The sequence below is a fragment of the Paenibacillus sacheonensis genome (assembly GCF_009909195.1).
In the GTDB taxonomy this organism is placed as follows: domain Bacteria; phylum Bacillota; class Bacilli; order Paenibacillales; family Paenibacillaceae; genus Paenibacillus_Z; species Paenibacillus_Z sacheonensis.
Map to the genome: position 1 here is coordinate 321,925 of NZ_JAAAMU010000006.1, position 24,690 is coordinate 346,614.

Sequence of the window (24,690 nt, forward strand, 5' to 3'; positions counted from 1 at the left end):
AAAATCAATTCCGCATCTACCAGGTAGGAGCTTCCGTCTTATACACTTAAACGTTTACCCTGACGGGAAGGGCGAGCAGCGATTTTCATAGACGTTTTCATAGGCATCGAGCCTGCTTTTCACTATAATGAAGCTGACGCGCGGACAATCCCGTACGCCGTATCCCCCTGTAAGATCACCTGAAATGGAGGAAGCTTCTTATGCCACGGAAGAGACAGGTTTGCATTACGGGCACCGATCGCGGGATCGGGCTCGAATTGGTCAAAGGCTTGCTGCAGGATGATTGCATCGTCTATGCGGGAGGCATCCTGAGCCCGAATCCCGAGCTGGAACGGCTGAAGGAGCAGTATCCGGGACAGCTTCATGATTTCCTGCTGGACGTCGGAAGCGACGTCAGCGTGCAGGAAGCCGCAGAACGGATTCGCAGCCTGACGCCAGAGCTCGACATGCTGATCAACAATGCCGCCCTGCTGGGGGACACCGGGCATACGATCGCGGATACGCTCGACTTCGACGAGATTCAACGGGTGTACAACGTCACGGCGCTGGGCGCGATCCGGACGTCGAACGCGCTGCTTGCGCCGATCATGAACGGCGGCAAGCTGATCGTCAACATTTCCTCGGAGGCCGGCAGCATCGGCAACAGCGGGCGCGAAGCCTGGTTCGGCTACTGCATGGCCAAATCCGCGCTGAACATGGGCTCGACGATCATCCATAACCGGATTCGCAAGGAAGGCGGGCGCGTGCTGCTGCTCCACCCCGGCTGGGTCAAGACGTCGATGAGCGGCAGTTGGAACGACGCCGGCACGTTTACGCCGCAGGAAGCGGCGGCGAATCTATTGAACCGCATCGAAGAGCGGCGGCACGAGCTTCGCGACCTGCCGCTGTATATTGAAGCGGATACCGGCAGCGAACTGCCTTGGTGAGGAGAGATGACGATGAGCGAACCAACCGGGCAATGGCCTGTTAACGTCTTATTGTTAGGTGATTTCACGGATGCCCCTTGGCACCCGCTCGAGCCTGCTCGAGCTGCCCTGCAGTCCATCCTCGAGCCTGCGTTCCGAATAACCGCGACGGAGAATTACGATGAACTCAGCCGGCTGAATCCAGCCGACTATCCGCTCTGCATCTCCTACACGGACTGCTGGAATCGCAAGCCGGCGCCGGAGCAGACGGCAGGCTTGCTTCGCTACGTTGCGGGAGGCGGCGGACTGCTCGTCATCCATAACGGCATCTCCTTGCAAGCCGGCGATGCGCTGGCGCAGCTGATCGGCGCCCGTTTCACCGGCCATCCGCCCTATCAGCCGCTTCGCTATGTTCCGATCGGCGAACACCCGGTGCTCGGCGGCGTCGATCCCTTCGACCTGGACGAAGAGCCGTACGCGTTCGAGCTCGATCCGCTGGCCGAGCGGACGGCATTTCTGGCATACGAATTCGAAGGCGCGCAGCATCCTGCCGGTTGGGAGCGCAGCTACGGGCTGGGCCGCGTCGTTTATGTACAGCCGGGGCATCATGCGCCGTCCTTCGAGCCGGCATCCTACCGGCGGTTGGTTCTGAATGCGGCGCATTGGGCCTGCGGAGGCAAGTAGACGATTGATAACCGACGCTTGCAGACTTCATAGAATAGAGCACTAGATTAAGAAAATAGCAGCCGCCTTGGACGAGACGTCCAAGGCGGCTGCTATTTCATGGCGCTGACGTAATCCGCCGAAGCCTTGCCGAGTTTCCTAAAACAAGCCGAACCGTTTCTTGCACGTGTTTCTGCGATTCGGGTCGACGATGTCGGTGACGCCAGCCTTATTGAGCTTTTCCAGCAGCGCCTCGGCTCCATGTTGGAGCTTGAAGTTCATTTCTTCGTTATACAGCGGCATTAAGCCGAAGAAGTGCACGTCCTTGCCGGGCGAGACCGTAAGCGTGAAGAACTCGTTGATGGATTCGACCGAGGAGGGAACGGTAACCATCATCCCGGCTAGTTTGGTATTGCTTGCATAGGGTTGGACGGGATTCCCGTTCGGAATCGTATGCGCCGCATACAGCCAAGTATTATATTCGTGCGGCAGGCGAGCAAGCGTCTTGAGGCTTCTGACCGGCCAATAGTTGTCTTCGTTCTTGAAGCTTTCATCGGACAGCTTCCAAGCGGCAGGAAGGCAAATCATCAGTTCCGCGTATCGAAAGGCCTCGGCTCCCTCGGGAACCGTCATCGGTAAATTGCTCATGCCGCACGTGATTAAGGTATAGTAATTACGCGCTGAGGAAGGAGCGACCAGCAGCACATCGAGATGGATTAGATCGGATACCATTTCGTGGAATACGGCCTCGATCGGTCCGATATGCTTCTCGATATGTTCGGATATCAGGTCGATGGATGCAGGTTCTCCGCTGGCGGGCGTTAACGGACGATCCGAGGACTGGTGTCGATAAATCAGGCTTCCGGATGGGGATCGCTCTGCTGTGCTCATGGGAATTGGGGCTCCTTTTCGTAGATAGAATTAGATAAATTATACAGGACAAACTATTATTTGGGAATAATAAGAAATTGCTGCATATAATTGGTTCATCCCGAATATATCGAATCCTATTTCTCCTCATTCACCATGGATATCGGCTACTGTACGCGTTTCGGAGGCCCGAGAAGCTCCCAATTCACCATGCCGTTCGCTGCTCCCGTTCGCTTCATGCCCAGCTTCTCCAGTACTCGGGCCGACGGCAAATTGTCGACTAGGCACTCTGCCGTAATCCGGTTGGCTTTTCCGGTTGCAAACGCCCATTCCGTAATAGCTTCGACCGATTCCGTGGCCATGCCCTTGTTATGCATCGCCGGAATAAACCCGAATCCGACCTCGGCCATCCCTTGATAATCAGGCTTCCCCTTGAAACCAATGTCGCCAACCACTTGGCCCGTGTCGGCCAACGATACGAACCATACGCCCCAGCCGAGTAGTTCGGGGTCTTCCTGGAGGCGCTCTATGTAATTCACGATGTGTGTTCCGATCGCATACGTTTCCGACACCCGTCCGACGTTGCCCGGGGTACAAGCTTCCACAACCAATCGTTTCGTACGCAGCTTCAAACCGAATCCTCCTGTAATTAGGATCGCAGACCTGTGATCGGGATTATTGTCGCGCCATCTCTGCTAATCCAAAATCATGCCCACCGCTTGCTTCGCGAACGCGGCATAGGACTCGACCCGTTCCGGGCATCGGTCAAGCGCCCACCTGAGATTGTCGAACGCCTTGAGAAGCAGCAATGGTCTCGTAGCGGCAAAATCTGCCGCGCCGATGCCGTACCCGTCCAGAAAGGCTTGCAGTTCTTCCGGATTCGGATCCCCGTCCAGCATCTGCAGCTGCATCAGCCAATTTATATCTCCGTGCGGGACCGGTCTGACTTCCGCATTGCCCCAATCCAAGACGATGACTTGTCCGGTCCGATCGACGATCGTATTCTTGATGGAGAGATCGCCATGGATCAGACCGAAGCGGAACGTTTGGTTCTTCAAATGCTCGAACAGTTCCCTGGCGCGGTTCGATTGCACCGGAGTGAGTACGCCAAGCTTAATCAACCGGTCATGCTCCGTCAGACTGTGGATATTATGCTTCACGTAGCCCAGCCAGCTGCCGTCCGACCCCGGATGAGGCGGGGAATGAAACTCGCCGTGTACGGGATCGATCAGATTTTCCCCGTATCCCTTCACCGGGATCGCATGAATTCGTTTGGCATACCGGCCAAGCTGTCTCCAAATCTCCGTATTCGGAACCGCGCTGTCTACCCCGTTGTCTCCATCGACAAAGGTTAGAATCATATAGGCCGTTTCGTCCGCGATGCCGATGGCTAACGCCTCGGGTCCGGGAATGCCGGCTGCAGCCGCTTGCTCCATGCACCATTTTTCTTTCGCATAGTTCGGATAGGTCCCCGTATCGTTCATGCGAACGACGACTTTACGGCTCGCTGTCTTGACGACGCATACCTGATTGATGAAGCCTTTGCCTACGATCTGGTAGGAAGCTTTTACCTGTTCCTGAAGAAAATCGCCAGCGATTCGTTCCGCTTGCATAACTACTGCCTCTTCCATCGTTTCATTCATCCCCTCTAGTATCGTGCTTCGTCCTATGAATAAGCCTAACGTAAATTGCAACAAACGGCGGCTTGCGTTCACGTCGTCAGTATTGATTGCTCCAAAAACTCCTTTACCCGACTCAGAAAAGGAGTTTTCAATACGATTCCATCGGCGTCAACGATAACGTACATCGGAAACGCCTTAACTCCGATTGCTGCGGCCCACTTCTTATTACGATCTTGTTCGTGGTCCCAGAATTGAACTTTCACGATGGCTTTCGTATATGCGGGATTGGAGTTATGAAATACGTTCACCGCTGTTGCTTCACTGTCCGGAAGATTGTTTTCGTAGAACAAATGTATGGCATAATTTTGCGTTTCCGCAGGCTTCAATTCATTCAAGACTTCTTCTTTCGTTGGACCTCCGCAGCCCGATACCAAAGAAACAGTAATCATGCTAACAACAATCAAAACAAGCATTTTAAGCTTCACAAGCCCACCTTCTTATCTATGAAACTCGCGTGTTTCCACCGTTCCATACCGGCAGTCACCGCACCTTATCTAATCTACCTTGGTCGTGCTGACTTGGTAAGGTCGAGACTCGTCCTTCGTTTCCTTGTGAACCACGCTTCCATTGGCCGCATAACCGATAACGTCGAATTTGGTTCCTTGGGAAGGGTCGACAAATACATAAAACAGCTTAAAGTTCTGTTCCACTTCAATGAGCTCGGCCTGCTTCTCCACTTCCGTCGAATAATCCTTAACCGTTATTCTGGCGATATCCGGATGGAGAACGACCCCGTAAACCATCGGGAACGGGGAACTCCCGAAACTACTGCCGGCCGTACTAGGAAAATACTCCGCATGGAATGTTTCCTTCCTTGCCTCGGCATCGGTAAGGCCTAACCGATAATTCGATGCGCCGAAGCTGCCGCCGTACCCCCAGCTCCAGCCTTTCGAAGACTTTCTGACGAAGTCGGCAGCAATGCCGATTTGATCTTTCGATTCCTTCCGTATATAGAAAGCTACCTCCCCGCCCGGCACGGAATGCTCATGGATCATATACGAAACGAATCCCGATCCGCGCTCCTTCTCGACGGCAGCGATCGCTGTCGGGCTCGCATCGGAACCGCGATTTGAAACCTTCATCCAAGTGCCAATTGCAACCACGGCCATGAGAATCAGCAGAATCAACAGGTTTCGAGTCGTCATTGTTACCCCTCTCTCTCCCATTGTTTATAAAAGAGGCGCTTCGGATCATGAGCGATGAGCGTTCCGCCATTCCATCGATCCGTCAATAATACCTTAATTCTGTATGCCCGAGATAGAGGAATTACGACTATCCTGTCCGCCAGATCCTCCCCAGACAAAAAGAGACCCGCAGCAACGGGCCGCGGGTCTAAAGTTTATATTTTAAAAAGGGGGTCGAGTTCTATTATAGGCCAGCATTGTTAAGGCAAGATGAAACTAAGATTGCAATTCGATTACAATTTCCTTCCATCGTCAACCAATTCGTTACATCGCTCTATGCCTCAGGTGCATTCCCGACGCCATGACGCACCAACGCTTCCCGTACGTCTTCGCTGCCCGACGCTTGGCCCGGCAGTGGAGAGCCGGCTTGAATGAGGCTTTCCGCCACCGCCGCATAATTCCCGGCCGGATCTCGAAAATGAACCGATCCCCATGCGCAGCTAGCCAAGGCATTCCCGCCGAATCCCTGGACGAGATGCGTGGATGCGCCATGCGAAAGCAGCAGCCGTACCGCTTCGTCATTCCCCCGCATAGCCGCATTGTGAAGCGCCGTAAAATCCTTGTCCTCGCGGCGGGAATCCGCAGGGAACCCGACTTCGAGCATCGTCCGAACGGCCTCAATCTCGTTGTTCCATGCCGCATCGGCGATGAAGCTTAGATCCTCCGGAGAGAGCGACCGTACCCGGTTCGAATCCTGCTCGAGCATCCTCCGTACGGCAGTCCGGTCCGCCTGCACGCAAGCGATCAGCAGACGCTGATTGGGAGAACTATGCTCCGCGATGAGGTCGACGATCGCGGCATCGTTAAGACGTACCGCAAGGTAGAACGGCCGCGTATTGGCACCGAGCTTGTACGCGTAGATGTGACCCCCGTCCGAATCGCCGGACGTGAAACGGCCTCGGCCGACTTGCGCTTGCAGACACTCGGGGTCGGTACGCAGGATCGCGCGGACCAGCTCCGCGTCTCCGATCTGAATCGCCATGAAAATATCCGCTGCCGCGCCGCGCTCGATCAGATACCTGCATTTTGCCGCGTTATCGATCGCCCATTGCGCCGGCGTGCTGCCATGGTCGATGTCGCGCCGATCGATATCGGCGCCGCGGGCGAGGAGCAAATCGATGATGGCGCGATCCGTGGCAAAATGAAGCGGAACCTGCCCGTCGGGTCCTCGTTCATTGACCGCCTCGGGGTTCGATTCGATCCTGCCTTTCACGGTATCCAGCATGCCGAGCGCCGCTGCCGCGTGTATATCGACGGGAGCTCCCCGCTCGATTAAATATCGGGACAGCTCATGATGGTCATGATGCAGCACGCCGAAGCCCCCAGCCCACCAGCTGCTCTTTGCATCCAGATCGGCGCCGTGCGCAAGCAGTACGTCCACCACATCGCGGCTTCCGCTCGCCGCTGCGGCCACGATCGCAGGCGTATCGAAGGCGAACCAGGGCTCGTTAATTTGTTCGGCCAGCGAGGGATGCTCGTCCAGGCAACGGCTAGTCGCGATCGCATCACTGCTCGTGACCGCTTGTTTGAACTGTTCAATGACCTGTTGTTCGATCATGTCTTCAGCCTCCTTCTACACTCGTTCTCAGTCTTGCCACTAACGCCTCACGGTCACGGCGCAAGCGAAATTCCCTGACGGTTGCCACCGCATAAAAAGGCATGACTTCCAGACCTCCCAGAGGAAAAGCATCATAGACCAAGCTGATTTTCAGCGTCCTTGACGGTTCCGTATTCGTTGCCGCGAGATACTCCGCTAGACGAGAATACACGTCGTGATGATCATCGTTGCTAATCGAGCCTTCAAGGGCGAAGCTCCCGGCAAAGCTTCCCCACCAAACTTGGAACGACTTGTGCAGCTCATCATAGGCTAACCGTCCAGCGTTGCCAGGCTGAAATAATTTTTCATGGAATCCCGCTTCATGCTGATGGAACAAGTGCAGATCATGAACGGGATTTGCAGCGATTTTATCGATGACGTCGTTCCACAGCTCCTTGAACGCCGCAGCGAAGGCCGAATAAGAGAGAAACTCGTTATTCCAGCCCGTGTAGGGGAATTTGACCTCCCCGGCGTCCGTATGATGCTTGTTTAAAAAGGAGTTTTGAAGATAGACGAGGAAGTTCAGCGAATGCGAAGCTTCAACCGTCATGAACAGCGCGTTCTTCAAGGCTACTCTCCCTTCTATCGTTTTGCTTCTATCGCTATCTACTTATTCTCGGAAAGTTTGCGATTACCTATACGCCGCTACTCTTTAGACGAAATCGCGTACAACGCATCGCCCCATCTCCCAACGAAAATGATATCGCTGCTCTGCCTCGGATCCCCGTCGCTATAGATCATCAGCGTTCCCGGCCCCCCGTCTCCGGGCGGAAACCGCCCTTTCTCGCATGCCACGTAGCCATATTTCATCCCCGGCTCCCGGTCCGTTTTCTGGGCTGTCCGCGCATAGCTTCGCCCGGCCCACCGGAGCGCCTTCGGCGGCTTGTCGCAGGAAGCGGATGTCCCCAGAAGCCTTGCCGGCTCTTGCGGCGACGGAGCCTTCCCGCGCTTGATTTGCGCGGAGACGCCTCGAGAGCCGCCATCGGCGCCGCGAATCGTCAACTGAACGTCTCGGTCCGAGATGTGCGGGTCGTCTGGGATGACCTCCGTAACCTTGAATGCGCCGTGATCGGTCGCTGCCTCCGCGGTTCCGAGCACCTTGCCGTTCTGCTGGACTTCCACCGTTACGCTCGCATCCACCCAGCCGTTGCCCGACACCGTGAAGGGCTCGCCTGCCGTGATCGTCTGCGGATAGACGAGAGAGGCTCGTTCGGGCATCCACGCTTTATACGTCGAGTCCAGAAACTCGAACAATGCCGGGGAATGCGCAAAATAATGCTCAGTTTCCTGGTTGCCGTCCGATAGCTTCATCGTTAGATAGACTTCATCTTGGACCGCATGGCATGTCATAGACTGGCTCCCGGTAGATTCGCTTGTATCCCTGCATTTCCAGGCAGGGGTAATGTCGATCATCCCGCCGTTCTTCAGAGCGATATGCAGGGCATAGCTCCGCTCCGGCTCGGATAGATCGGGGTTCGTATCCGGGGCTGCCGCTTCAAGCCATTGCAGCAATTGCCCGACCCGAGCGCCGTCCGTATCCGGAAACAGCGGCTGACTGACCGTATCGGACGGCAGCGGCGGCGTCATCGTCACCCACTTGGTATCCTCGACCATCCATCGCGGACCGCCTTCCGGCTGAGGATGCGCTTGCGCTTCTTGCGTCTGTTGAACGACCGGCTTCTTCTCGCCCGTCGGCCGCTCCGCCTTGCAGCCGGCAAGCAGCGCTATACCCAAAGAGAAAAGAAAGATCATACGAATCGGTAAACGCGGCATGTCGATGACCTCCTGTGGTTTTGTCGTTATAGACTGAACGACCGGCGGGAAGGTTGCATTTTCCAATTCGGGGGCGTAATCGTTTTTATGCCTATCCTTCCTTTACATATCTCTTTCTGCCAATTACTATAAAGATAAATAAGGATAAGGGGCGAGGCTATTGAATGCAAAGGAAGCATCGATATTGCTTGGCGTTCATTACAAAACCATCCTTAACATGATCAACGACGGCCGGCTGGCAGCGGTGAAGAACGATTCCGGGGATTGGGACATCAGCGAGAGCGATCTTGCCGCCAGGGAGCAGCAGATCGAGGATAAAGAATTTTCCGCCATTTACACGCATATGGCAGTACAATTAATCGAGAAGGAGCACGGCCGTGCCGTGAACGCGGCCCGGGAGGATTTGCTTCATATTGCCCGATCGATGGTCAAGAACGCCGAACAGCCGCTTGCGTTCAACCAGCACGTCAGTCGTCTGGCCAAAGCGCTCGATACCTACAAGGCAGCAGAAGCCTTTAACTATACGGTTGAATCGATTCGCAAAAAATGGGACGCTGAAGGTAATCGTTAATCCAACAACTTGATCGCAGATGTGCATTTCATTCGAATGTCGGTTCCCTGAAGAGTATGATCCGAAGGAGTTGAATGAAAGTGGCGGTTCCGATCGAAGAATTGTGGCAGCAGGTATTGGATCAGATGAAGGCAAAAATAAGCAAGCCGAGCTTTGACACTTGGCTGTACGCATCCAAGGCGGTCGTCTTCAACGACTCGCAGCTGGTTGTAAGCGCACCCACGCAATTTGCCCAGGAGTGGTTAGAGAACCGTTATGTGAAGTTAATTCAGTCGACCGTATACGATTGTTTCCATTATCATGTCGAGGTCACCATTACGATGGAGAAAGAGACCATGCCGCCGCAGGCCGCCGCAGAGCATTCGCCCTTGCAAACGTCGCTTCCATCCCCGGCATCGGAGCCATTGTCCGTTGATCACGACCAGCTGTCTGGCATGACGCTGAACCGGAAGTACACCTTCGATACATTCGTCGTGGGCGCAGGCAATCGGTTTGCCCACGCAGCCGCGGTTGCCGTTGCAGAATCGCCGGGTAAGGCGTATAATCCACTTTTCCTGTACGGAGGGGTTGGTTTGGGCAAGACCCATCTCATGCATGCGATCGGGCACTACGTTCTGGAACATAAGCCGAATGCCAAGGTACTCTATCTAACGTCAGAGAAGTTCACCAATGAATTCATCCAAGCCATCATGACTAACCGGGGACAAGCCTTCAGGAATAAATACCGCAGCATTGACGTCCTGCTCATTGACGACATTCAATTTATCGCCGGCAAGGAACAGACCCAAGAGGAGTTTTTTCACACGTTTAACACACTTCAAGAAGCCAGCAAAGCCATCATCATCTCCAGCGACAGGAAGCCCAAAGAGATACCGACGCTCGAGGATCGTCTGCGTTCCCGATTTGAATGGGGACTGATTACGGATATTCAACCTCCGGACCTCGAGACGCGAATCGCCATCTTACGCAAGAAATCGAAGGCGGAGAAGCTCGATATTCCCGACGAAGTGATGGCCTATATCGCCAGCCATATTCGGACCAACGTGCGCGAGCTGGAAGGCGCGCTCATTCGGGTCGTCGCTTATTCCTCGCTCATTAATCAGGATTACAGCGTTCAATACGCCGCGGAGGCGTTAAAGAACATCATTCCCTCCGACTCCCCTCGCGCCGTTACCATTCCCGTCATTCAACGCTGCGTCGCGCAAAGCTATGGCCTGCAAACCGATGATCTGCAAGGGCGCAAACGAACCAAGGCGATCGCTTTCCCGCGGCAGGTAGCCATGTATCTCGCAAGAGAGCTCACCGACCACTCGCTTCCGCAGATCGGCGAAGCCTTCGGAGGACGCGACCATACGACGATCATTCATGCGCACAAGAAGATTATAAAGAACATGAAACAGGATCAGGAGTTGGCCGGCTTGGTGGCTTCGTTGACGGAGAAGATTAATGCCGAGCTTGCTTGAGCCTGGCCGAGGGATGCAGCGAAATGATTGCGGGGGGCCGAGAAGGCCCCTTCTTTTATTCCTCGTTGGGATTCGGTACGCGAACGTTACGTTCACCAAACCTTTCGCACTAGCGAGCGCCAGAAACTGCCCCCCTCTGAGTCCTTTCCCTATCCTGCACGACACCTAGCTCATAATTGCGCGAGTCATAAGTGCATATCTGCAACTAATTGGCTGGAATTTCCCATCCCAAAGCGAAATAAGTGCATATGTGCAACTATTTCATGCGAATTGCCCTTTATCAGAGCCATCTCACGTAATTAGTTGCATATTTGCACTTAGTTTTCTCATATCGAGATTTCCACCGGGAATAGTTGCATAATTGCACTTAATCCATACACACGATTAAACATCCTAACCCGCCGCAGCCTGCAGCAGCTGCACGCCATAGCGCGTGCCTCGCCCCTGCCCTGCTTCCGCGTAGTTGTTGGAATCCCGTCCTTCCTCAGTCCATTCCATCCGCCACCGTAACCGCCAGCAGCTTGCCGTCCGCCTTCGCTTCCTTATACGTGATGTTCATCATCCCGTGCGGAAACTGGACCGCTAGCTTATAAACGCCGATCTTCTCGTCGCTTAGCGTCGCTTGCTCGGCAGGTTCATACCCATTCTGAATGCCGGCGCGGGTCAGCAGCTCCAACGCCTCCGGCAATGGGGCGCCTTCGTAGCGGCTGCGCAGGTTGGCGGTCCACGCCGCCTCATCCCAATCGGGCGTGTTCACGTGCACGCCGTCCTGGCGCATCATCTCCAGCAGACTGACAACCATGCGTCCGTCTCCCTCCTGCATGGCACCGGCCAGCACCGTATAGGCCCGGTTAAGCGACGCGGTGTAATTCGGAATGTTCTTGGCGGCCAGCAGGTCGAGCAGTTTGTCCGTAGAATGCGCTGCGCTGAACCAATACGCATGAAAATCCCCCGGATTCAACCGGCTTGTTCCCGGGATCAAGTACCGCCCGTTCTCCGACACGCGGAACACCGGATCGATCTCGAAACGCGCCGGGTACTGCATGACGAACACGTCGCTGCCATCCCCGCTGACCATCATCTGAACGGCGATCGGATCGCGCGGCCGCTCCTCTCCGAGCAGGATCGAAGCCGAGCCGCTCATGCTGGAATAATAGACGGTACCGTCGTTCGACGTCTCCCGGACGAGCCGGTACATGACCTTGCTCTTATGCGGAATAGGCCGCACGTCAATTTGGGTCGTATGACCGCTAACCGTACGGACTTCCTCGTCCACATGCCACGTGATGTCCGCGATCCCCCGCAGCTCGCCCGGCTTCTTCTCCCCGGACAAGTCCGGAAGCTTGATCGCGATGCGCTCGCCTCCGTTCTGCCATCGGTACGCCGTGTACCGCTGCTCGGATACATAGAAGACGTCGGAGAAATCCGCGTTGTACGCGATCCCGCCAAGCTGCGTTTTGCCGCCGAAATCCAAGACGTTCAAGTGTTTGCCGGAAGCCGCATACATCCCCGCCGCGACGAGCAGCGGCACGAGCAGCACGATGGCCGCGTTCGCCGATTTGCGAGTACGAACCCGATTCGCTGCCAGCGGCAGCGACGCCTGTCCGCCGTCTCCCTTCAGCTTCACGGCCAGCCGTCTCAACAGTTCATCGATCAGCCAGGTTCCGACGCAGGCGTACGCGAGCAGCGGCACCCCGTATCCCCACGGGGGCGCCAAGGAACGGAACAGGCTGATGATCAGCGTGCCGAACAGCGCAAGCAGCGCAAGCGGGAACAGCGAACCGAAATAGCGTCGCAGCAATCGCGGAGCATCGGCCATGGCCTCGCCAACGTTCTTATCCTGAAGGACGATCAGATAAGGCGTGAGCGAGTAGAACAACATAGCAATCATCAATAGGATCCCGAACGGGAAGAAGGCTGCCGCGAGGAACACAACCAGCGCTCCGATGGCGGTTTGAAAGATCGACCAGATCAGCATATCCCCGAAATATTTGCGTCCGCTCGCGAATAGAGGGACAGACTGACGCTTCAAGGCCCATCCTTTCAGACCGCCGAGGTACATGCCCCGAACGAAGCTTTGCAAGACCATGAGCGCCGCCGACACGAGAAACCCCCGCAGCTCCCCACGCTTGCGTCCCGGCTTGAAGATAGGTGTAGGGAATTTTCAAATCCTGCAGCGAAGGCATGTATAACGGAATGGTCGCATTGAAGCTGACGTTCTGCATACCCGTTGTCATGCCCGATGATGCCGTATACGGAAAAACGGAAAATCCGGCGTAAACGCCAATTCCGATGATCACCGTAATCAGGACCTCGAACGCCATTACCAAAACAATCAATCGTGCGTAAGCCATCGCTGCCTCCTGCATGTTCATATCCTCGAGACGACTTTTACAGCATCTCCCAGTATTTGACGCAATTGGGGTGCAATTGTTGCACCGACCCGTTGACTGCGCCAAGAAAAGCAGCCGGCCTTTGCCCGCTGCCCCCCTCCTAGTTCATGGTTGTGCTTCGAAACTCTTTCCTACGCTTGCAAACCGTGACCACCTTCATTTATTCTGAATTAGCCATCACCGGACCAATTCCCGATCGGACCGGAAGGAATCAGATGACGTCGCACTAATAGGCCTGGAGTGATGAACCGATGAATAGAAACGAGTTAAACCGCCTGATCGAACGGCGCGAAGAAGGCCGGGCCAAGCAGGATCAAGCCATGCTGGCCGAGGTGAGGGAGCAATTGCTGACGCTGCTTGCCCATTATCCCGACGACGCGCAAATCAACTATCAAACCGGGATCGCGCATGACAATTCGGGCCTCGGCCGGGAAGCGATTCCCTATTACGAGCGGGCGCTCGCGCTTGGCTTGGCCGGACCTGATCTGGAACGCTGCCTGATGGGACTCGGAAGCACGTACCGCTACTGGGGACACTACGAGCAGGCGGTGAGCACGCTGCGCAGAGGGGCGGAAGAATTCCCGGACAATCGGGCGATCCAAGTGTTCCTCGCCATGGCGCTGTATAATCGGCAGAGCTATAAGGAAAGCGTGGAGCAGCTGATTGCGACCCTGATGGAGACGACCGCGGACGAGAAACTGCTGTATTTCAAACGCAGCATTCTCGGCTATGCGGAGGATCTCGACGAGACAGCCGAGTAACGCCGCTTTGTAAAAGCTCTGCTCGGGCTCGGTTCGAACCGCTTCGCCAGCTTCTATCAAGACGCCTCTTCATAGAGGCCGCCAATTTATAGAGAAACCCGCGTTTCCTGCGAAACGCGGGTTTCTCTATGACTTGCATGGATTTGATTCGCAAGGACTTGATTCGAAAACTCGATACGCCAAGGATTCCAGCAGCGGCATTAAAGCCCCTCTTGTCGAATCACTTCGCCTTCGTCGACGTCGTGATCACGACATTCCGAGGGCCGGGTTCCCAGACGACGCCGATCCCAAGCAGCTTGCCGATATCGCCGATCGGGACGTAGAGGCTGCCGTTCAACGTCGCGGGCGCGTAGGACAGCGGGACCTGCTTGCCGTCCTGGGTCGCGAATGCGGAATCTTCTTTGATGATAAACGCGGTCGTTCCGTACGTAATTCTTACCTGTTTGCTCGCCGCGTCATAGCTGACCTTCGCGCCGATTGTCTCCATGAGGAATCGCATCGGAACGAACATCCGGTTACTCTGCGTCATCATGCCCGGCTGGAACTGCTTCTCTTTGCCGTCGATGATGAGGCCGGCCTGGGCTTTGACGAACGCGCCCGTCGATCCCGTAACGAGCGGCTTCGCCAGCTCCTCCGGCAGCGCGAACGCGTAGAGCTTGCCCTCCGCCTGCACGAGCAGCGTCCGGCCGGCGACCTGGAACGGTCCGAAGTTCCGGGCCTGCGTCTGGAACCTGAACTTCGCCTTGCCTGTGCTCACGTTCAGCGAATAGATTTCTCCGTCCGTCTGCCCGACGTACATCCCCGCGTTGATGAAATCGACCCGGCTCGCCGGGTTGTCCAGTCCCTCATAATACACCGTCGATTGATCTGCCAGCTTGCGGCCGTGAATGCCTAGATTATTAGGGTTCTGGAAGAACATCTTGCCGTCGTACGGACCGGCTATGAAATCCCCCCTGTCCGAGACGCCGCCCGCTGCGACCACGTCGGGATCATCGTTCAAATTGTACGAGAAAATGCTGTTGTCCTGCGTTAAGACATAGATGTCGTTGCCGTCGACCGTGACGAATTTGGGCGCCTGATAGAGCGGGTCTAGCGCCGTGCTGACGTTAACGTATTGGCGGCTGCCCGTCACCTTGCCCGTCTTGGCATTCACGGTATCGACCGTTGCGACATGGGTCGACGTATCGTTGCGCGGCCAGTCATTGTTGAAATACAGCCTATCCCCGTCCGCCTTGAGCAGCTTGTTATGACTGCCCTCGAGTTTCCACAGCGTCTTGCCCGTCGCCTTGTCGATCGCGTAATAGGTGTTCACCGTGATCGCGCCGGATTCGAAGGTGCCGACGAGCAGCATATCGTCCAGCATAATCGTCTCGTTATGACCCGCAGCATCTCCGCTGGCGGTCCACTTCAGCTTGCCCGTCGCGAGATCGATGGCGGCGAGCCCCGTGTTCGAGGAAACATACAGCGATGAACCGCCAAGATCGCCGGAAGCGTCCGTCTTGAGCGAGCCGAGCGTCTTATCCTTGGTCCGATACAGCCGCGTGCCCGCGCCGCTCGACGCGTTCACGCGATAGACGGTGCCGTCGGCGCTGCCGGCATAGACGTAACTGCCCGCAACGACTGCCGCGCCCTGCTGCAGCTTCGCGCCGAATGTCCACAGCGTCTTGCCCGTCGCGATGCTGCACGCGTTCAACGTGCCGTTCTTGATATAATAAACGGTCTTCGCGCCTACGACCGGAGGGAACAAGATCCGGTCGGTGCCGGAAGGCTTGTCCAGCTCCGCGCTCCACAGCGGAACGGCCGACGGAACGGGATTCTCGAAGCCGTAGCTCGTATTCAGTCCGTAGCTTGGCGAACTGCCGAATTGCGCGGAAGCCGTGCCCGCGGCTCCGAGCGAAGCGGCAGCGAGTCCCGCTGCAAGCATGCCGAACAACGTGCGTCTGATCGCGTGCATGATTGAATACCTCCTTCGAATCGCTAGCGTATGTCAAAGTAGACGGATGCAGGTCCCACAAAGTTACAGCAAGCGGCCGAATCGTGACGGAAGGCTTACCCGCCAAGGCAGCGCGAAAAGCCCGTTTACCCCTACTGAACGTAGGGTAAACGAGCTATTTCGCCACAGGGTCGGCACAGGGTCGGCTTCGGGATGTCTTACTCCTTCCGATACGTTCCGAACTTCTCCGCCGCATCGACCGTATGCTTCAGCAGCGTTGCGATCGTCACCGGGCCTACGCCTGCCGGAACCGGCGTGATGGCTGCGGCATTCGCCAAGCACGCCTCATAATCCACATCCCCGACATTACCGGGATTGTAGCCTGCATCGAGCACGACGGCGCCCGGCTTGATCCAGTCGCCCTGCACGAAATTCGGCTTGCCGACGGCAGCGACGACGATATCCGCCAGCTTCACGATGGCAGGCAGATCGGTCGTCCGCGAATGACAGGTCGTTACCGTTGCATCCGCGTTCAGCAGCATGGCCGATACGGGCTTGCCGAGAATCGGGCTTCTGCCGATGACGACGGCATGACGGCCCTGCACGGGCAGCTGGTAATAGTCCAGTATGGCCATGACCGCAGCCGGCGTGCAGGACGGATAATCCGCAAAGCCGAACGCGTTCTGCGCAAAGCCAAGCATCGTGACGCCGTCGACGTCCTTCTCGATGGCGATCGCTTCGAAAGCCGCGCGCTCATCGATGCCATGCGGCACGGGATGCTGCAGCAGGATGCCGTGAACGGATTTATCCGCGTTCAATTCGCGGATCGCGGCGACAAGCTCCTCCGTTGTCGTGTCAGCCGGCAGATCTACGCGAATCGAAGTCATCCCGAGCTTTCTGCAAGCATTTCCTTTCATCCGCACGTACGTCGCGGAGGACGGGTCGTCTCCGACCAGAATCGTAGCGAGACATGGCGTTATTCCCTTCTCCGCCAGCCCTGCGATGCGAGCAAACAACTGCGCCTTGATGCCGTCCGCGACCGCATTGCCGTCCAATATCAGCGTTTCCGTTTGCGACATGAATCTTCACCCTTTCCGATTGAGGCTGCCGTTAAAAACAGAAAGAGGCAAGGGATATGCTCCCTTACCTCTGCCCAGGCGTACGGCCGTATAAACGATGTGCTCCCCCGCGGTTCGCCGCGTTACGCCAGTCACACTCGCTTGTGAATCGATAGTTGTAGGATACACCCGCAACGACGGCAAAGCAACCCCCGAACTAGAAGAAACCAACGCCGCATTAAGCAGAATGATATTGAATAATCCCCCGACAAGCAGTACAATATGGAAAATTTACCCATTATAAGGGGGCGCCTAGCCCATGTTCGAGCAGTCGATCGACGATAGACTAGCATCATTAGGAATACTATTTCCCGCTGCTAGCGAACCGGCCGCAAAATACGCGAACTACGTGAACGCCGCGGATCCGGATTTCGAAGAACACCACAAGGCGCTGAACGGATGCTCCGATCTCATGCTGGACGTATTCGGCAAACGTGGCCGGCACGCCCGCTCCGTCCTGGGAGCGGTTTCCGTGAGAGATAATCTGCCGATCATCGTGGATTCTATTTTTGAAGTCGAGGCATAAAAGCGATCGAACCTAAGTATGTTGTAATCCTGCAAGCGTGCATAGAGCTGCCGAGGAGGAGCGAGGATGCGGCCAATCCGACTGATCTTATTCGATCTGGACGATACGCTCGTTCATTTCGACGATTACTGGGAGATTTCCGTCAAAGAAACGTTTACGCAGCATGATTTGACGAGCGGGCTCGACACGAACGAGATGTTCGCGATTTTCGAACAAGTGAATGCGCGTTTGGTGGAACAGCTGGATAAGCTGCAAATCACGGTGGAGGATTTTCGCATCCAACGCTTTCTGCATGCGATGGCGCTGGCCGGCAAGGAAGCGGACGCCGCGATGGCAAGCGATTTCGAGCAGCTCTACCAAGCGGCCAGCAAGCGTAACATGAAGCCCGATTCTGACGCCAACAAGCTGATCGGCGAGCTTCAAGGGCGCTATCAAGTCGGGATCATAACCAATGGGAGCAAGGATTGGCAGATGCATAAGCTCGAGGCCATCGAATTGAACGAGGCGATTCAAGCAGAGCTCCTGTTTATCTCCGGTGCCGTCGGGCACGAGAAGCCGACCCGTGAAATATATCAGCATATCGTGCGCGCCACCTCCCTTCAGCCGGATCAAATCCTCGTCGTGGGGGACTCCTGGACGAACGATGTCGCGGGACCGATGGATAACGGCATGCAGGCCGTCTGGTTCAATAAGAAGGGCAAGCCGGTCCCCCAAGGACATCAACCGCTGGCCGTCATTCGTCACTTGTCGGAATTACGAGCGCTGTTATTGTCTTCCGGGACGGAAGAAGTTTAACCATAGTCAGAAAAAAAGCGGCAGTCCGTCTCGTGAATTCCACGATCATGGGCTGCCGTTGCTGTTGAATAAAGTTCAATTGTACGTGCGCTAGCTTCCCTCTGATTAAGCTTGAATAGTCGGCAAGAAAATAGGGATTCGCTCGCTCAATGGACCAAAACAATCCTTGTCGATAAGCACGACCGCTAGCTCGTTGCCGGTATCCGAATAGAAGAACCGTTTGGGACTGCCGCTCGCAGCAAGCAGCTCGGAGAAGATCGCGAAGAATTCGAGGCTCAGCCAATCGTCGCTTAACGTAAGCTCATGACGGCAGTACGTACCGTTAGCGCAAAAGGAAATCCAGCACTCGCCCGTCTCCATATCCACGTAATCCTGGAGATTCGCGAGGACGATTTCCGGAGCAAGCATCATCGCGATTCGCTCAAGCTTCAGCACGTAATCTCCATGATCCTCGATACATTCCCGGTCGAAGCACCAGGCGTCATTGCTCAAGAATATGCCCTCGCACCCTTCTTCGCCGTCTAATTCCCGTCCCATTGTCATCAACAGGTGAATAAAGGGGAGTCCTTCACGAGCTCCGCTCGCAGCGTCCATGATGCTGCTGCACTGCTCGATCTCTACATCCGGTTTCAACCTTATGCCAACGGCTTCAAGATGCTCCAGCTGCTTATCGATCGAAATATGGACACGCGATGGCATATCGCTTGCCGATCTGCGCTTGCGCTTAAATAGACCGAACATGTAACGGACTCCCCTCTGTGGCTCCAACCTGCTCACACCGCAGTCGCTTACACCGTGAACGTAACCATTCGCGCATACGCGTCGCGGTTCATGTACGCCTGCGCCAGCTCGGTCTTATTCGACTGGAGAAACATCCGCACGAGCGAGCTGCTCGTCTGAATATCCTTCAAATACGGGGACAGGTAGACGGTGTCCGCCTTGGTCGTGCTGCGCATGTACTGCTCCAGCTGCAGCTCGTACTCCAGGTCCGTCGAATTGCGAATGCCCCGGATGACGGCCTTGACGCCGTTGGCATTGACGTAGTCCGCGACGATGCCTTCGAACGGGACGACGACCGCATTGGACATATGGCCGATCGACAGCTGCACGAGCTCGGTACGCTGCGCGATGTCGAAGTAATGCTTCTTGCTCCGGTTATTCGCAATGATGACATGGACCTCGTCGAACAGACTCCCCGCCCGCTCGATGACCGAGATATGACCCAGCGTTATAGGATCGAAGCTTCCCGCATAGACCACCCTCATGACTGTTCCTCGCTCGGCACGACGGCATCGCGGATCTGCTCGAAAGTGAGCGGCGTATAATCCCAATGCTCCACGCTGACGTTGAAGTAGTGAATGCCCTCGTATTTCTGCCCATGGATATGGCCGTGCACGTTCACGTACGGCATATGCTTGTTCATGTACATCGGCTCATGCGAGAGGAAGAAGAAGTCCTTGTAGATGATCGGATGCTCGCTCACCTCGTCGAACCCGACGCTCAGCCACCACTGGCGCGAACGCCCCCGGTCGTGATTGCCGAGGATGAGATGCTTGTAGCCGTTCAGCCGCGAGACGATGGCCGCCGTCTTGTCGCGGTTCAGGAACGAGAAGTCGCCGAGATGGAACACCTTGTCCTCGGTTCCGACGACCGCGTTCCACTTCTCGATCATCGCCTCGTTCATTTCGTCGGCGTTCGCGAACGGCCGGGATTCGAAATCGATGATATGCTTGTGACCGAAATGATGGTCGGAGATAAAAAACACCTTTGCCATCGGTTGCGTTCACGCTCCTTTATCGGTATCCTTACTCGCCGTCCGAGATCGTCGCGAGCAGGTCGGCCCGCAGCGGGGTAAACGTCTCCACGACGACCGTGTCCGCCAGCGCCGTTACTTCATGCACCGCACCGCCCGGAATGACGAATTGCTCGCCCGCTTCGGCGACGGTAATCGCTCCGTTCATCTCGAGCTGCAGCCGACCGCTGACGACGAACGTCAGCTGCTCGTGCGGGTGCGAGTGCGCCGCTCCGACCGAACCGGACTTCAGAGACACCATCATGCTCATGATCGTCTCGCCCGGCGGGAAGATTTTGCGTTCGATCCCGGGACCCGAACCATGCCATTCGTTAAAACGCGGCATTATCGCTCACCTCCGGGCACCAACAATACTTTGGATACGCCGCCGGGCTGCTTCAGCAGCGTCTCGAACCAGCTTCCGCCCTCGGAGAGCGGCGCTTCGACCACCCCGTCCGACAGGCCGATGCGGCCTTCCTCGATCCACTTCAAGGCCGTCCGGAAATTCAACGCCGAATAGGCAAATGCGCCCGTCATCGTCACTTCGTTCCGAATGGCGATATTGACCGGCAGCGCCGACTCCTCCTCGTGCAGTCCCGTGAAGACGGTACGTCCGCCGCCCTTGCAGGCCAGCACGCACTGCTTGCGCGTCAATCCCGCGCCGACCGCATCGATGGCAGCATCAACGCCGGCACTGCCGGTCAGCCGCTTCACTTCTTCCAGCGTATCCACGCCCGACGCCGGGCATACGGTATGCTTCGCGCCCAGCTTGGCGGCGATCTCCAGCCTGTCCGCGTTCATGTCGACGGCGATGACGCGCTGAACGCCGTATTGAAGCACCGCCTGCAGCGCCAGCAGTCCGATCGGCCCCATGCCGATGATCAGCACCGTGTCCGTCGGCTTCGGCGAAGCCAGCTCGGCCGCGCGGATCGCGCACGCCGCCGGCTCCGTCATCGCCGCCTGCTGCAGCGTCACCGTGTCCGGCACGCCATAGACGAAGGCCGCGGGGATCTTGACATACTCGGCATTGCTGCCGGGCAGCGCCGCGGATAGCAGCTTGCGCGAGGTGCACAGCTGCTGCCTGCCGCTCAGGCAAGGCTCGCATTGTCCGCAGGTGACGAGCGGATTCGCGGTGACGCGCTGGCCGATCTGCCACCGGCCCTCCGCTTCCGCCCGGCTGCCGATAGCGGCAATCGTGCCGGAAAATTCATGGCCGAAGACGAGCGGCGGCTTGCGGAGCGAGTTCTTGCCCAAATACCCGCTCAGCTCCGATCCGCAGATGCCGGAGTACGCGACGCGGATCAGAATCTCGTCCTCGCCGGCGGACGGGATGTCCACCTCCCTGATCGCCATTTCTTGCGGTCCTTCATAGATGAGTGCCTGCATTGCTGAAAATCCCCTCTCGGAATTGTTAGATTCATGCTCATGGCGGCAATGGGGCGGAGGTCTCGGTAGTCGGCGCCATCGTTTCGATAGACTCTTAATCTGACAATCCCATGTTAGCACTTGCCCTAGAAACTATAAAGACCTAAACGAAGTCCACTCAACAAATGCCGGCTTCCGCGCCTGATTCGACTTTATGCCGGCTTAGCCCGACGAACGCCCTCCCGTGACCGGATACATGCTGTTCAGATGCAAGGCGCAAACCGCAGAGACAGACATAAGAAGCTAGAAGAGAATGCAAGATGAAAGCGTATGATGAAAGTGCATGATGAAAACGCAAGAAAGCCTGCTTCGCCGCTGACGGCGGAGCAGGCTTCTATTCGTTTACACATTGGATTACGCATCGCTGCTCGCTGTTTCGGCGAGCCTTTGCTCCGGACTCTGACCTATTCGCTGCCGCATCCGCCGATGCGGACCGTGGCAAGGCCGAATTTCGGCAACTCCAGCCGTACCTTGCAGCCTTGATTCGGAAGCTTGGCAGGAGCCAGATCCGCCTTGTGCCTGCCGTCCAATTCGACCAGCGCGACAGAGGCCGGTTCGGCGCCGATCGTCAACGCGAAGTTTCTTGGCGCATCGCTCGCGTTGAACAGCCGCACCAGCAGATCCCGGCCGTCACGCTGGATCGAGGTCATCAGGACGGCCTCGTCCTCTACCCGAAGCAGCGAAGGCCATCCGGCTGCGGCCGAGAGCTGCGCGAGTATCGGAAGCAGCGGCTCCTGCCAGCGCATGCAAGCCTGCGGAACGCCTGCTTGATCCCAGCGGCCGCCATGCGGCAGGATGGAATAACGCGTTTCTTGCACGCCCTTCAGCGGGCATTTGCCCCACCAGAAGCCGCCTTCGCCGCTCCACCCGAGCGTCAATGCCAAGCCGTCTTCCCGCGAATGCGAGTATCCGGTCGTATGATCGGAGAACAAAGCGAACCCGCAGTTCTGCTCCTCGTCGTACGCGTCGATCCAATCCAGGATGTTGTTGTGCTTGATCTCGTCCCAGCGCTGAAAATACGTATCCGCATGCCGGCTCTCCGTCACGTCGAAGGCAGAATGCTTGAACAGGCGGGGATTGCTGCCAAGCGCCGCCTGAAACCGCGCCTGCAGCTTATACCGGGCATCGTGATGCGATTTGCGCCGCTCCGTCAGCCGATTGGCCGGCTCGATGTCCCACGGGTCGCCGATCCAGGTCTCCTCCGCGAAGACGAAGCGCGCTTCGAAGTCCAGCCGCGGCTCTCCGGCGGCGACGGTCAGCACGGTAACGAATTCCGCGTCGGCGAATCGGCCCTTGATCTCGACCTTCGCCCGAAGCGGCCCGTTCTCGATGATCGTGACGACAGCCGGCGATTCGGTGCTGCTCGCCATCCGCCCCAGCTTGACCGCGTAGCCGGTGTATTCGTTCAACGGCGTTTCCGAGCCTGCATGGCAAAACGACCGCTGCAGCGTTTTATCGAAAAGCTCGGTGATGACGCCGCCCCTCGAAGCATCGATGCAAATATCGTACAGGTCCGTCGAGATACGCGTATATCGTCCGTCGTCCGTTACCTGCGCCTCGGCAGCGGATGCCCATTCTCCTTCGCGATCCGAAGGCGCGATGGAATAATAGCTCGAGCCCGTCGCTGGTACCTCGGCTTCGAACAGCAGCTCGCCTGCATTCACGCTGCCGTCGCCGCGATAGGTTCGCGTCGGCACGAGCTGGCTCGGAATCTCTCGTCCCGCCGAATCCTTCACCCGCATCGATCTCGTGCCTGCCGGCGTCGCGATCGCGATGGCCGTCAGCTCCGTCCGCGGCCGACCGAACGTGTTGAACACCTGCACGCCATAATCTGCTTCGAACACGCCGCCTGCACTTGCGCTTGCTCTTGCACTTGCGCTTGCTCTTGCACTTGCGCTTGCTCTTGCGCTTGTACCCGCATCCGCACTGCCGCTTACACTAGCGCCTGCACTTATTCCTGTACTTGTTCCTCCGCCTACACCTGTACCGCCATTCGCACCTGCGCTTACAGCTGCCCATTCACCCGCACCTGCCCCCACGTATGCACTCGTTCCGTCATCTACGACCGCACCCGCCGCGGAACGGAGGCTGTCCAAGGCGCCGACGCGGATCTCCTCGCAGAGCTGTTCCGCCATCCAAGTCTGAGCCCCCGCCTGCCAAGCCCATTTACCCCGGCCTTCCTTCGTCGTGGCGCATATCCAGGCGTCGTGATGCTGCGCGAGCAGCAGCTGATCCCACGCATCCTGGAGCTTCGCCGCCGGATAGGCGTACGAGGTCAGCACGCTCGCGAGCGCCGCGAGCTTCTCCGTCTGGAGCACCGCGTTCTCCGCGGCCCTGACCTCCCGAGCCATGCGCTGCAGCGTGCCTTCGCCCCACGGCAGCGTACAGCGGACGTCTTCTTGGGTAAACCGCCACTCCTGCTCCGGACGGGCAGCGATCTCCTCCACATATTCGCGCCAAGTGACATAGTGAACGGCGTCTCCGTCAAGCCACGGCTTCGATTGCCAGCCCAGGTCCTGCAGAAAGCTGCCTGCCGGATGCGCGATGCCGTTCGCGATGCATTTCCGCACGAATTCCGGCTTCATGTAACCCGCCTCGCTCTCCCAGCAGTTCACCAGCTCCTCGCACGCATAACGCGGCACGCACGGAATCGACGTGCCGTCCGGCCCGACCCACCATACCGTCTCCGCGTCGATGCCCGACGGATACCCGCCCCAGCCGGTGCCCGGATTCTTCAGCACGGCGCGCTTATAGCCCAGCGACCTCAGAATCTGCGGCAGGCTGCTCGTCCAGCACGGCTCCTGCGTGGCATACGTATCCACGAGCAAGCCGGGAAAATGCGCCTCGAGGAGTTGCCGTCCGCGGATCAAATGACGAATATTGCTCTCGCCGCCGATGACCCAGCCGAACGGCTGGGCATAGCTCCCCGCCAGCATTTCCATTCTGCCGCCTTCATCGTCCCCCAGGCGAGCCTTGACCGCGGCATAAGACTTCGGATCCGTGCGCCGCAGCGCCTCCCAGGAAATCGGCTCGATATCCAAGCTCAGCTTCCATTGCGGATTCCGCTCCATCTGCCGAAGAACGTCCGCCCAGGAGCCCAGCGGCATATGGCCCTTGATTCCTCCGTGATACCCGTCCACGAAATACGCCTTCCCCACTTCTCCGTCCCCCATTCATGAATCGCATGATCGGCAAGCGTCCCTCCGCTGCAGCTGGGCGGCGGAGGGACGACGAATGAT

24 protein-coding genes and 1 riboswitch are annotated in these 24,690 nt (G+C 57.1%); of the genes, 7 read left to right on the forward strand and 17 right to left on the reverse strand.

The annotated features are described in order from the left end of the window. Positions 1 to 200 precede the first annotated feature (200 nt). Complete coding sequence (locus GT003_RS14240) at positions 201 to 926, forward strand: SDR family NAD(P)-dependent oxidoreductase (protein WP_161698789.1); 726 nt, start codon at positions 201 to 203, stop codon at positions 924 to 926. A gap of 12 nt (positions 927 to 938) precedes the next feature. Then, positions 939 to 1,589: a ThuA domain-containing protein gene (locus tag GT003_RS14245; protein WP_161698791.1), complete on the forward strand. Its 651-nt coding sequence runs from the start codon at positions 939 to 941 to the stop codon at positions 1,587 to 1,589. A gap of 138 nt (positions 1,590 to 1,727) precedes the next feature. On the opposite strand, the gene GT003_RS14250 is transcribed toward GT003_RS14245, so the two are convergent. From GT003_RS14250 to GT003_RS14285, 8 genes are all read right to left on the reverse strand, one after another. Then, a complete protein-coding gene (locus GT003_RS14250) occupies positions 1,728 to 2,459 on the reverse strand; it encodes a suppressor of fused domain protein (protein ID WP_161698793.1) in 732 nt (243 codons plus the stop codon). 146 nt (positions 2,460 to 2,605) lie between these two features. Beyond that, positions 2,606 to 3,070 (reverse strand): GNAT family N-acetyltransferase, encoded by a 465-nt coding sequence (locus GT003_RS14255; RefSeq protein ID WP_161698795.1) that lies wholly within the window; start codon positions 3,068 to 3,070, stop codon positions 2,606 to 2,608. Positions 3,071 to 3,133: 63 nt separating this feature from the next. Beyond that, complete coding sequence (locus tag GT003_RS14260) at positions 3,134 to 4,051, reverse strand: phosphotransferase family protein (RefSeq protein WP_239565773.1); 918 nt, start codon at positions 4,049 to 4,051, stop codon at positions 3,134 to 3,136. Positions 4,052 to 4,149: 98 nt separating this feature from the next. Then, the gene (locus tag GT003_RS14265) at positions 4,150 to 4,545 is read right to left on the reverse strand and encodes a hypothetical protein (RefSeq protein ID WP_161698799.1); all 396 of its coding nucleotides are present in this window, start codon (positions 4,543 to 4,545) and stop codon (positions 4,150 to 4,152) included. A 69-nt stretch (positions 4,546 to 4,614) separates the two neighbouring features. Beyond that, on the reverse strand, positions 4,615 to 5,265 hold the full coding sequence (locus tag GT003_RS14270; protein WP_161698801.1) for a hypothetical protein: 651 nt from the start codon (positions 5,263 to 5,265) through the stop codon (positions 4,615 to 4,617). 313 nt (positions 5,266 to 5,578) lie between these two features. After that, entirely contained in the window at positions 5,579 to 6,862 is a 1,284-nt protein-coding gene (locus GT003_RS14275) for an ankyrin repeat domain-containing protein (RefSeq protein WP_161698803.1), read from the reverse strand. Positions 6,863 to 6,866: 4 nt separating this feature from the next. Beyond that, complete coding sequence (locus GT003_RS14280) at positions 6,867 to 7,469, reverse strand: hypothetical protein (RefSeq protein ID WP_161698805.1); 603 nt, start codon at positions 7,467 to 7,469, stop codon at positions 6,867 to 6,869. A 77-nt stretch (positions 7,470 to 7,546) separates the two neighbouring features. Beyond that, on the reverse strand, positions 7,547 to 8,674 hold the full coding sequence (locus tag GT003_RS14285) for a hypothetical protein (protein ID WP_161698807.1): 1,128 nt from the start codon (positions 8,672 to 8,674) through the stop codon (positions 7,547 to 7,549). A 160-nt stretch (positions 8,675 to 8,834) separates the two neighbouring features. On the opposite strand from GT003_RS14285, the gene GT003_RS14290 reads away from it, so the two are divergent. Next, on the forward strand, positions 8,835 to 9,245 hold the full coding sequence (locus tag GT003_RS14290; RefSeq protein WP_161698809.1) for a helix-turn-helix domain-containing protein: 411 nt from the start codon (positions 8,835 to 8,837) through the stop codon (positions 9,243 to 9,245). Between the two features lie 80 nt (positions 9,246 to 9,325). Beyond that, on the forward strand, positions 9,326 to 10,708 hold the full coding sequence (dnaA, locus tag GT003_RS14295) for a chromosomal replication initiator protein DnaA (protein ID WP_338045898.1): 1,383 nt from the start codon (positions 9,326 to 9,328) through the stop codon (positions 10,706 to 10,708). 484 nt (positions 10,709 to 11,192) lie between these two features. Here dnaA and GT003_RS14300 read toward each other — a convergent pair whose 3' ends face one another. Continuing rightward, the gene (locus GT003_RS14300) at positions 11,193 to 12,812 is read right to left on the reverse strand and encodes a hypothetical protein (protein WP_161698813.1); all 1,620 of its coding nucleotides are present in this window, start codon (positions 12,810 to 12,812) and stop codon (positions 11,193 to 11,195) included. A 540-nt stretch (positions 12,813 to 13,352) separates the two neighbouring features. Here GT003_RS14300 and GT003_RS14305 point away from each other — a divergent pair. Continuing rightward, entirely contained in the window at positions 13,353 to 13,862 is a 510-nt protein-coding gene (locus GT003_RS14305) for a tetratricopeptide repeat protein (RefSeq protein WP_161698815.1), read from the forward strand. Between the two features lie 220 nt (positions 13,863 to 14,082). Here GT003_RS14305 and GT003_RS14310 read toward each other — a convergent pair whose 3' ends face one another. After that, positions 14,083 to 15,816, reverse strand: coding sequence for an outer membrane protein assembly factor BamB family protein (locus GT003_RS14310; RefSeq protein WP_161698817.1), 1,734 nt, complete (start codon positions 15,814 to 15,816; stop codon positions 14,083 to 14,085). Between the two features lie 197 nt (positions 15,817 to 16,013). Further along, positions 16,014 to 16,874 (reverse strand): bifunctional 5,10-methylenetetrahydrofolate dehydrogenase/5,10-methenyltetrahydrofolate cyclohydrolase, encoded by an 861-nt coding sequence (locus GT003_RS14315; RefSeq protein ID WP_161698820.1) that lies wholly within the window; start codon positions 16,872 to 16,874, stop codon positions 16,014 to 16,016. Positions 16,875 to 16,939: 65 nt separating this feature from the next. Continuing rightward, positions 16,940 to 17,019, reverse strand: a riboswitch (ZMP/ZTP riboswitch). Positions 17,020 to 17,172: 153 nt separating this feature from the next. Between GT003_RS14315 and GT003_RS14320 the strand changes: the two genes are divergently transcribed. Together GT003_RS14320 and GT003_RS14325 are read left to right on the forward strand one after the other, a co-directional pair. Further along, positions 17,173 to 17,439 carry a RidA family protein gene (locus GT003_RS14320; protein ID WP_161698822.1) on the forward strand — a complete coding sequence of 89 codons (267 nt, stop codon included), beginning with the start codon at positions 17,173 to 17,175 and terminating at the stop codon, positions 17,437 to 17,439. A 66-nt stretch (positions 17,440 to 17,505) separates the two neighbouring features. After that, positions 17,506 to 18,234, forward strand: a complete 729-nt coding sequence (locus tag GT003_RS14325; protein WP_161698824.1) for an HAD family hydrolase — start codon at positions 17,506 to 17,508, stop codon at positions 18,232 to 18,234. Between the two features lie 105 nt (positions 18,235 to 18,339). Here the strand turns inward: GT003_RS14325 and GT003_RS14330 are convergent, their stop codons facing one another. The 6 genes from GT003_RS14330 to GT003_RS14355 all read right to left on the reverse strand — a co-directional run bounded on the left by GT003_RS14330 (position 18,340) and on the right by GT003_RS14355 (position 24,609). Continuing rightward, positions 18,340 to 18,975, reverse strand: coding sequence for a hypothetical protein (locus GT003_RS14330; RefSeq protein WP_161698826.1), 636 nt, complete (start codon positions 18,973 to 18,975; stop codon positions 18,340 to 18,342). A 47-nt stretch (positions 18,976 to 19,022) separates the two neighbouring features. Next, positions 19,023 to 19,499, reverse strand: coding sequence for a pantetheine-phosphate adenylyltransferase (coaD, locus tag GT003_RS14335; RefSeq protein ID WP_161698828.1), 477 nt, complete (start codon positions 19,497 to 19,499; stop codon positions 19,023 to 19,025). Next, positions 19,496 to 20,008 (reverse strand): phosphoesterase, encoded by a 513-nt coding sequence (locus GT003_RS14340; RefSeq protein WP_161698830.1) that lies wholly within the window; start codon positions 20,006 to 20,008, stop codon positions 19,496 to 19,498. The genes coaD and GT003_RS14340 overlap by 4 nt, the downstream gene beginning before the upstream one ends. A 31-nt stretch (positions 20,009 to 20,039) precedes the next feature. After that, entirely contained in the window at positions 20,040 to 20,372 is a 333-nt protein-coding gene (locus GT003_RS14345) for a cupin domain-containing protein (protein ID WP_161698832.1), read from the reverse strand. Further along, on the reverse strand, positions 20,372 to 21,412 hold the full coding sequence (locus GT003_RS14350; protein ID WP_161698834.1) for a zinc-dependent alcohol dehydrogenase: 1,041 nt from the start codon (positions 21,410 to 21,412) through the stop codon (positions 20,372 to 20,374). Before GT003_RS14350 ends, GT003_RS14345 begins: the two co-directional genes overlap by 1 nt. Positions 21,413 to 21,855: 443 nt before the next feature. Beyond that, complete coding sequence (locus GT003_RS14355; RefSeq protein WP_161698836.1) at positions 21,856 to 24,609, reverse strand: glycoside hydrolase family 38 C-terminal domain-containing protein; 2,754 nt, start codon at positions 24,607 to 24,609, stop codon at positions 21,856 to 21,858. Positions 24,610 to 24,690: the final 81 nt, after the last annotated feature.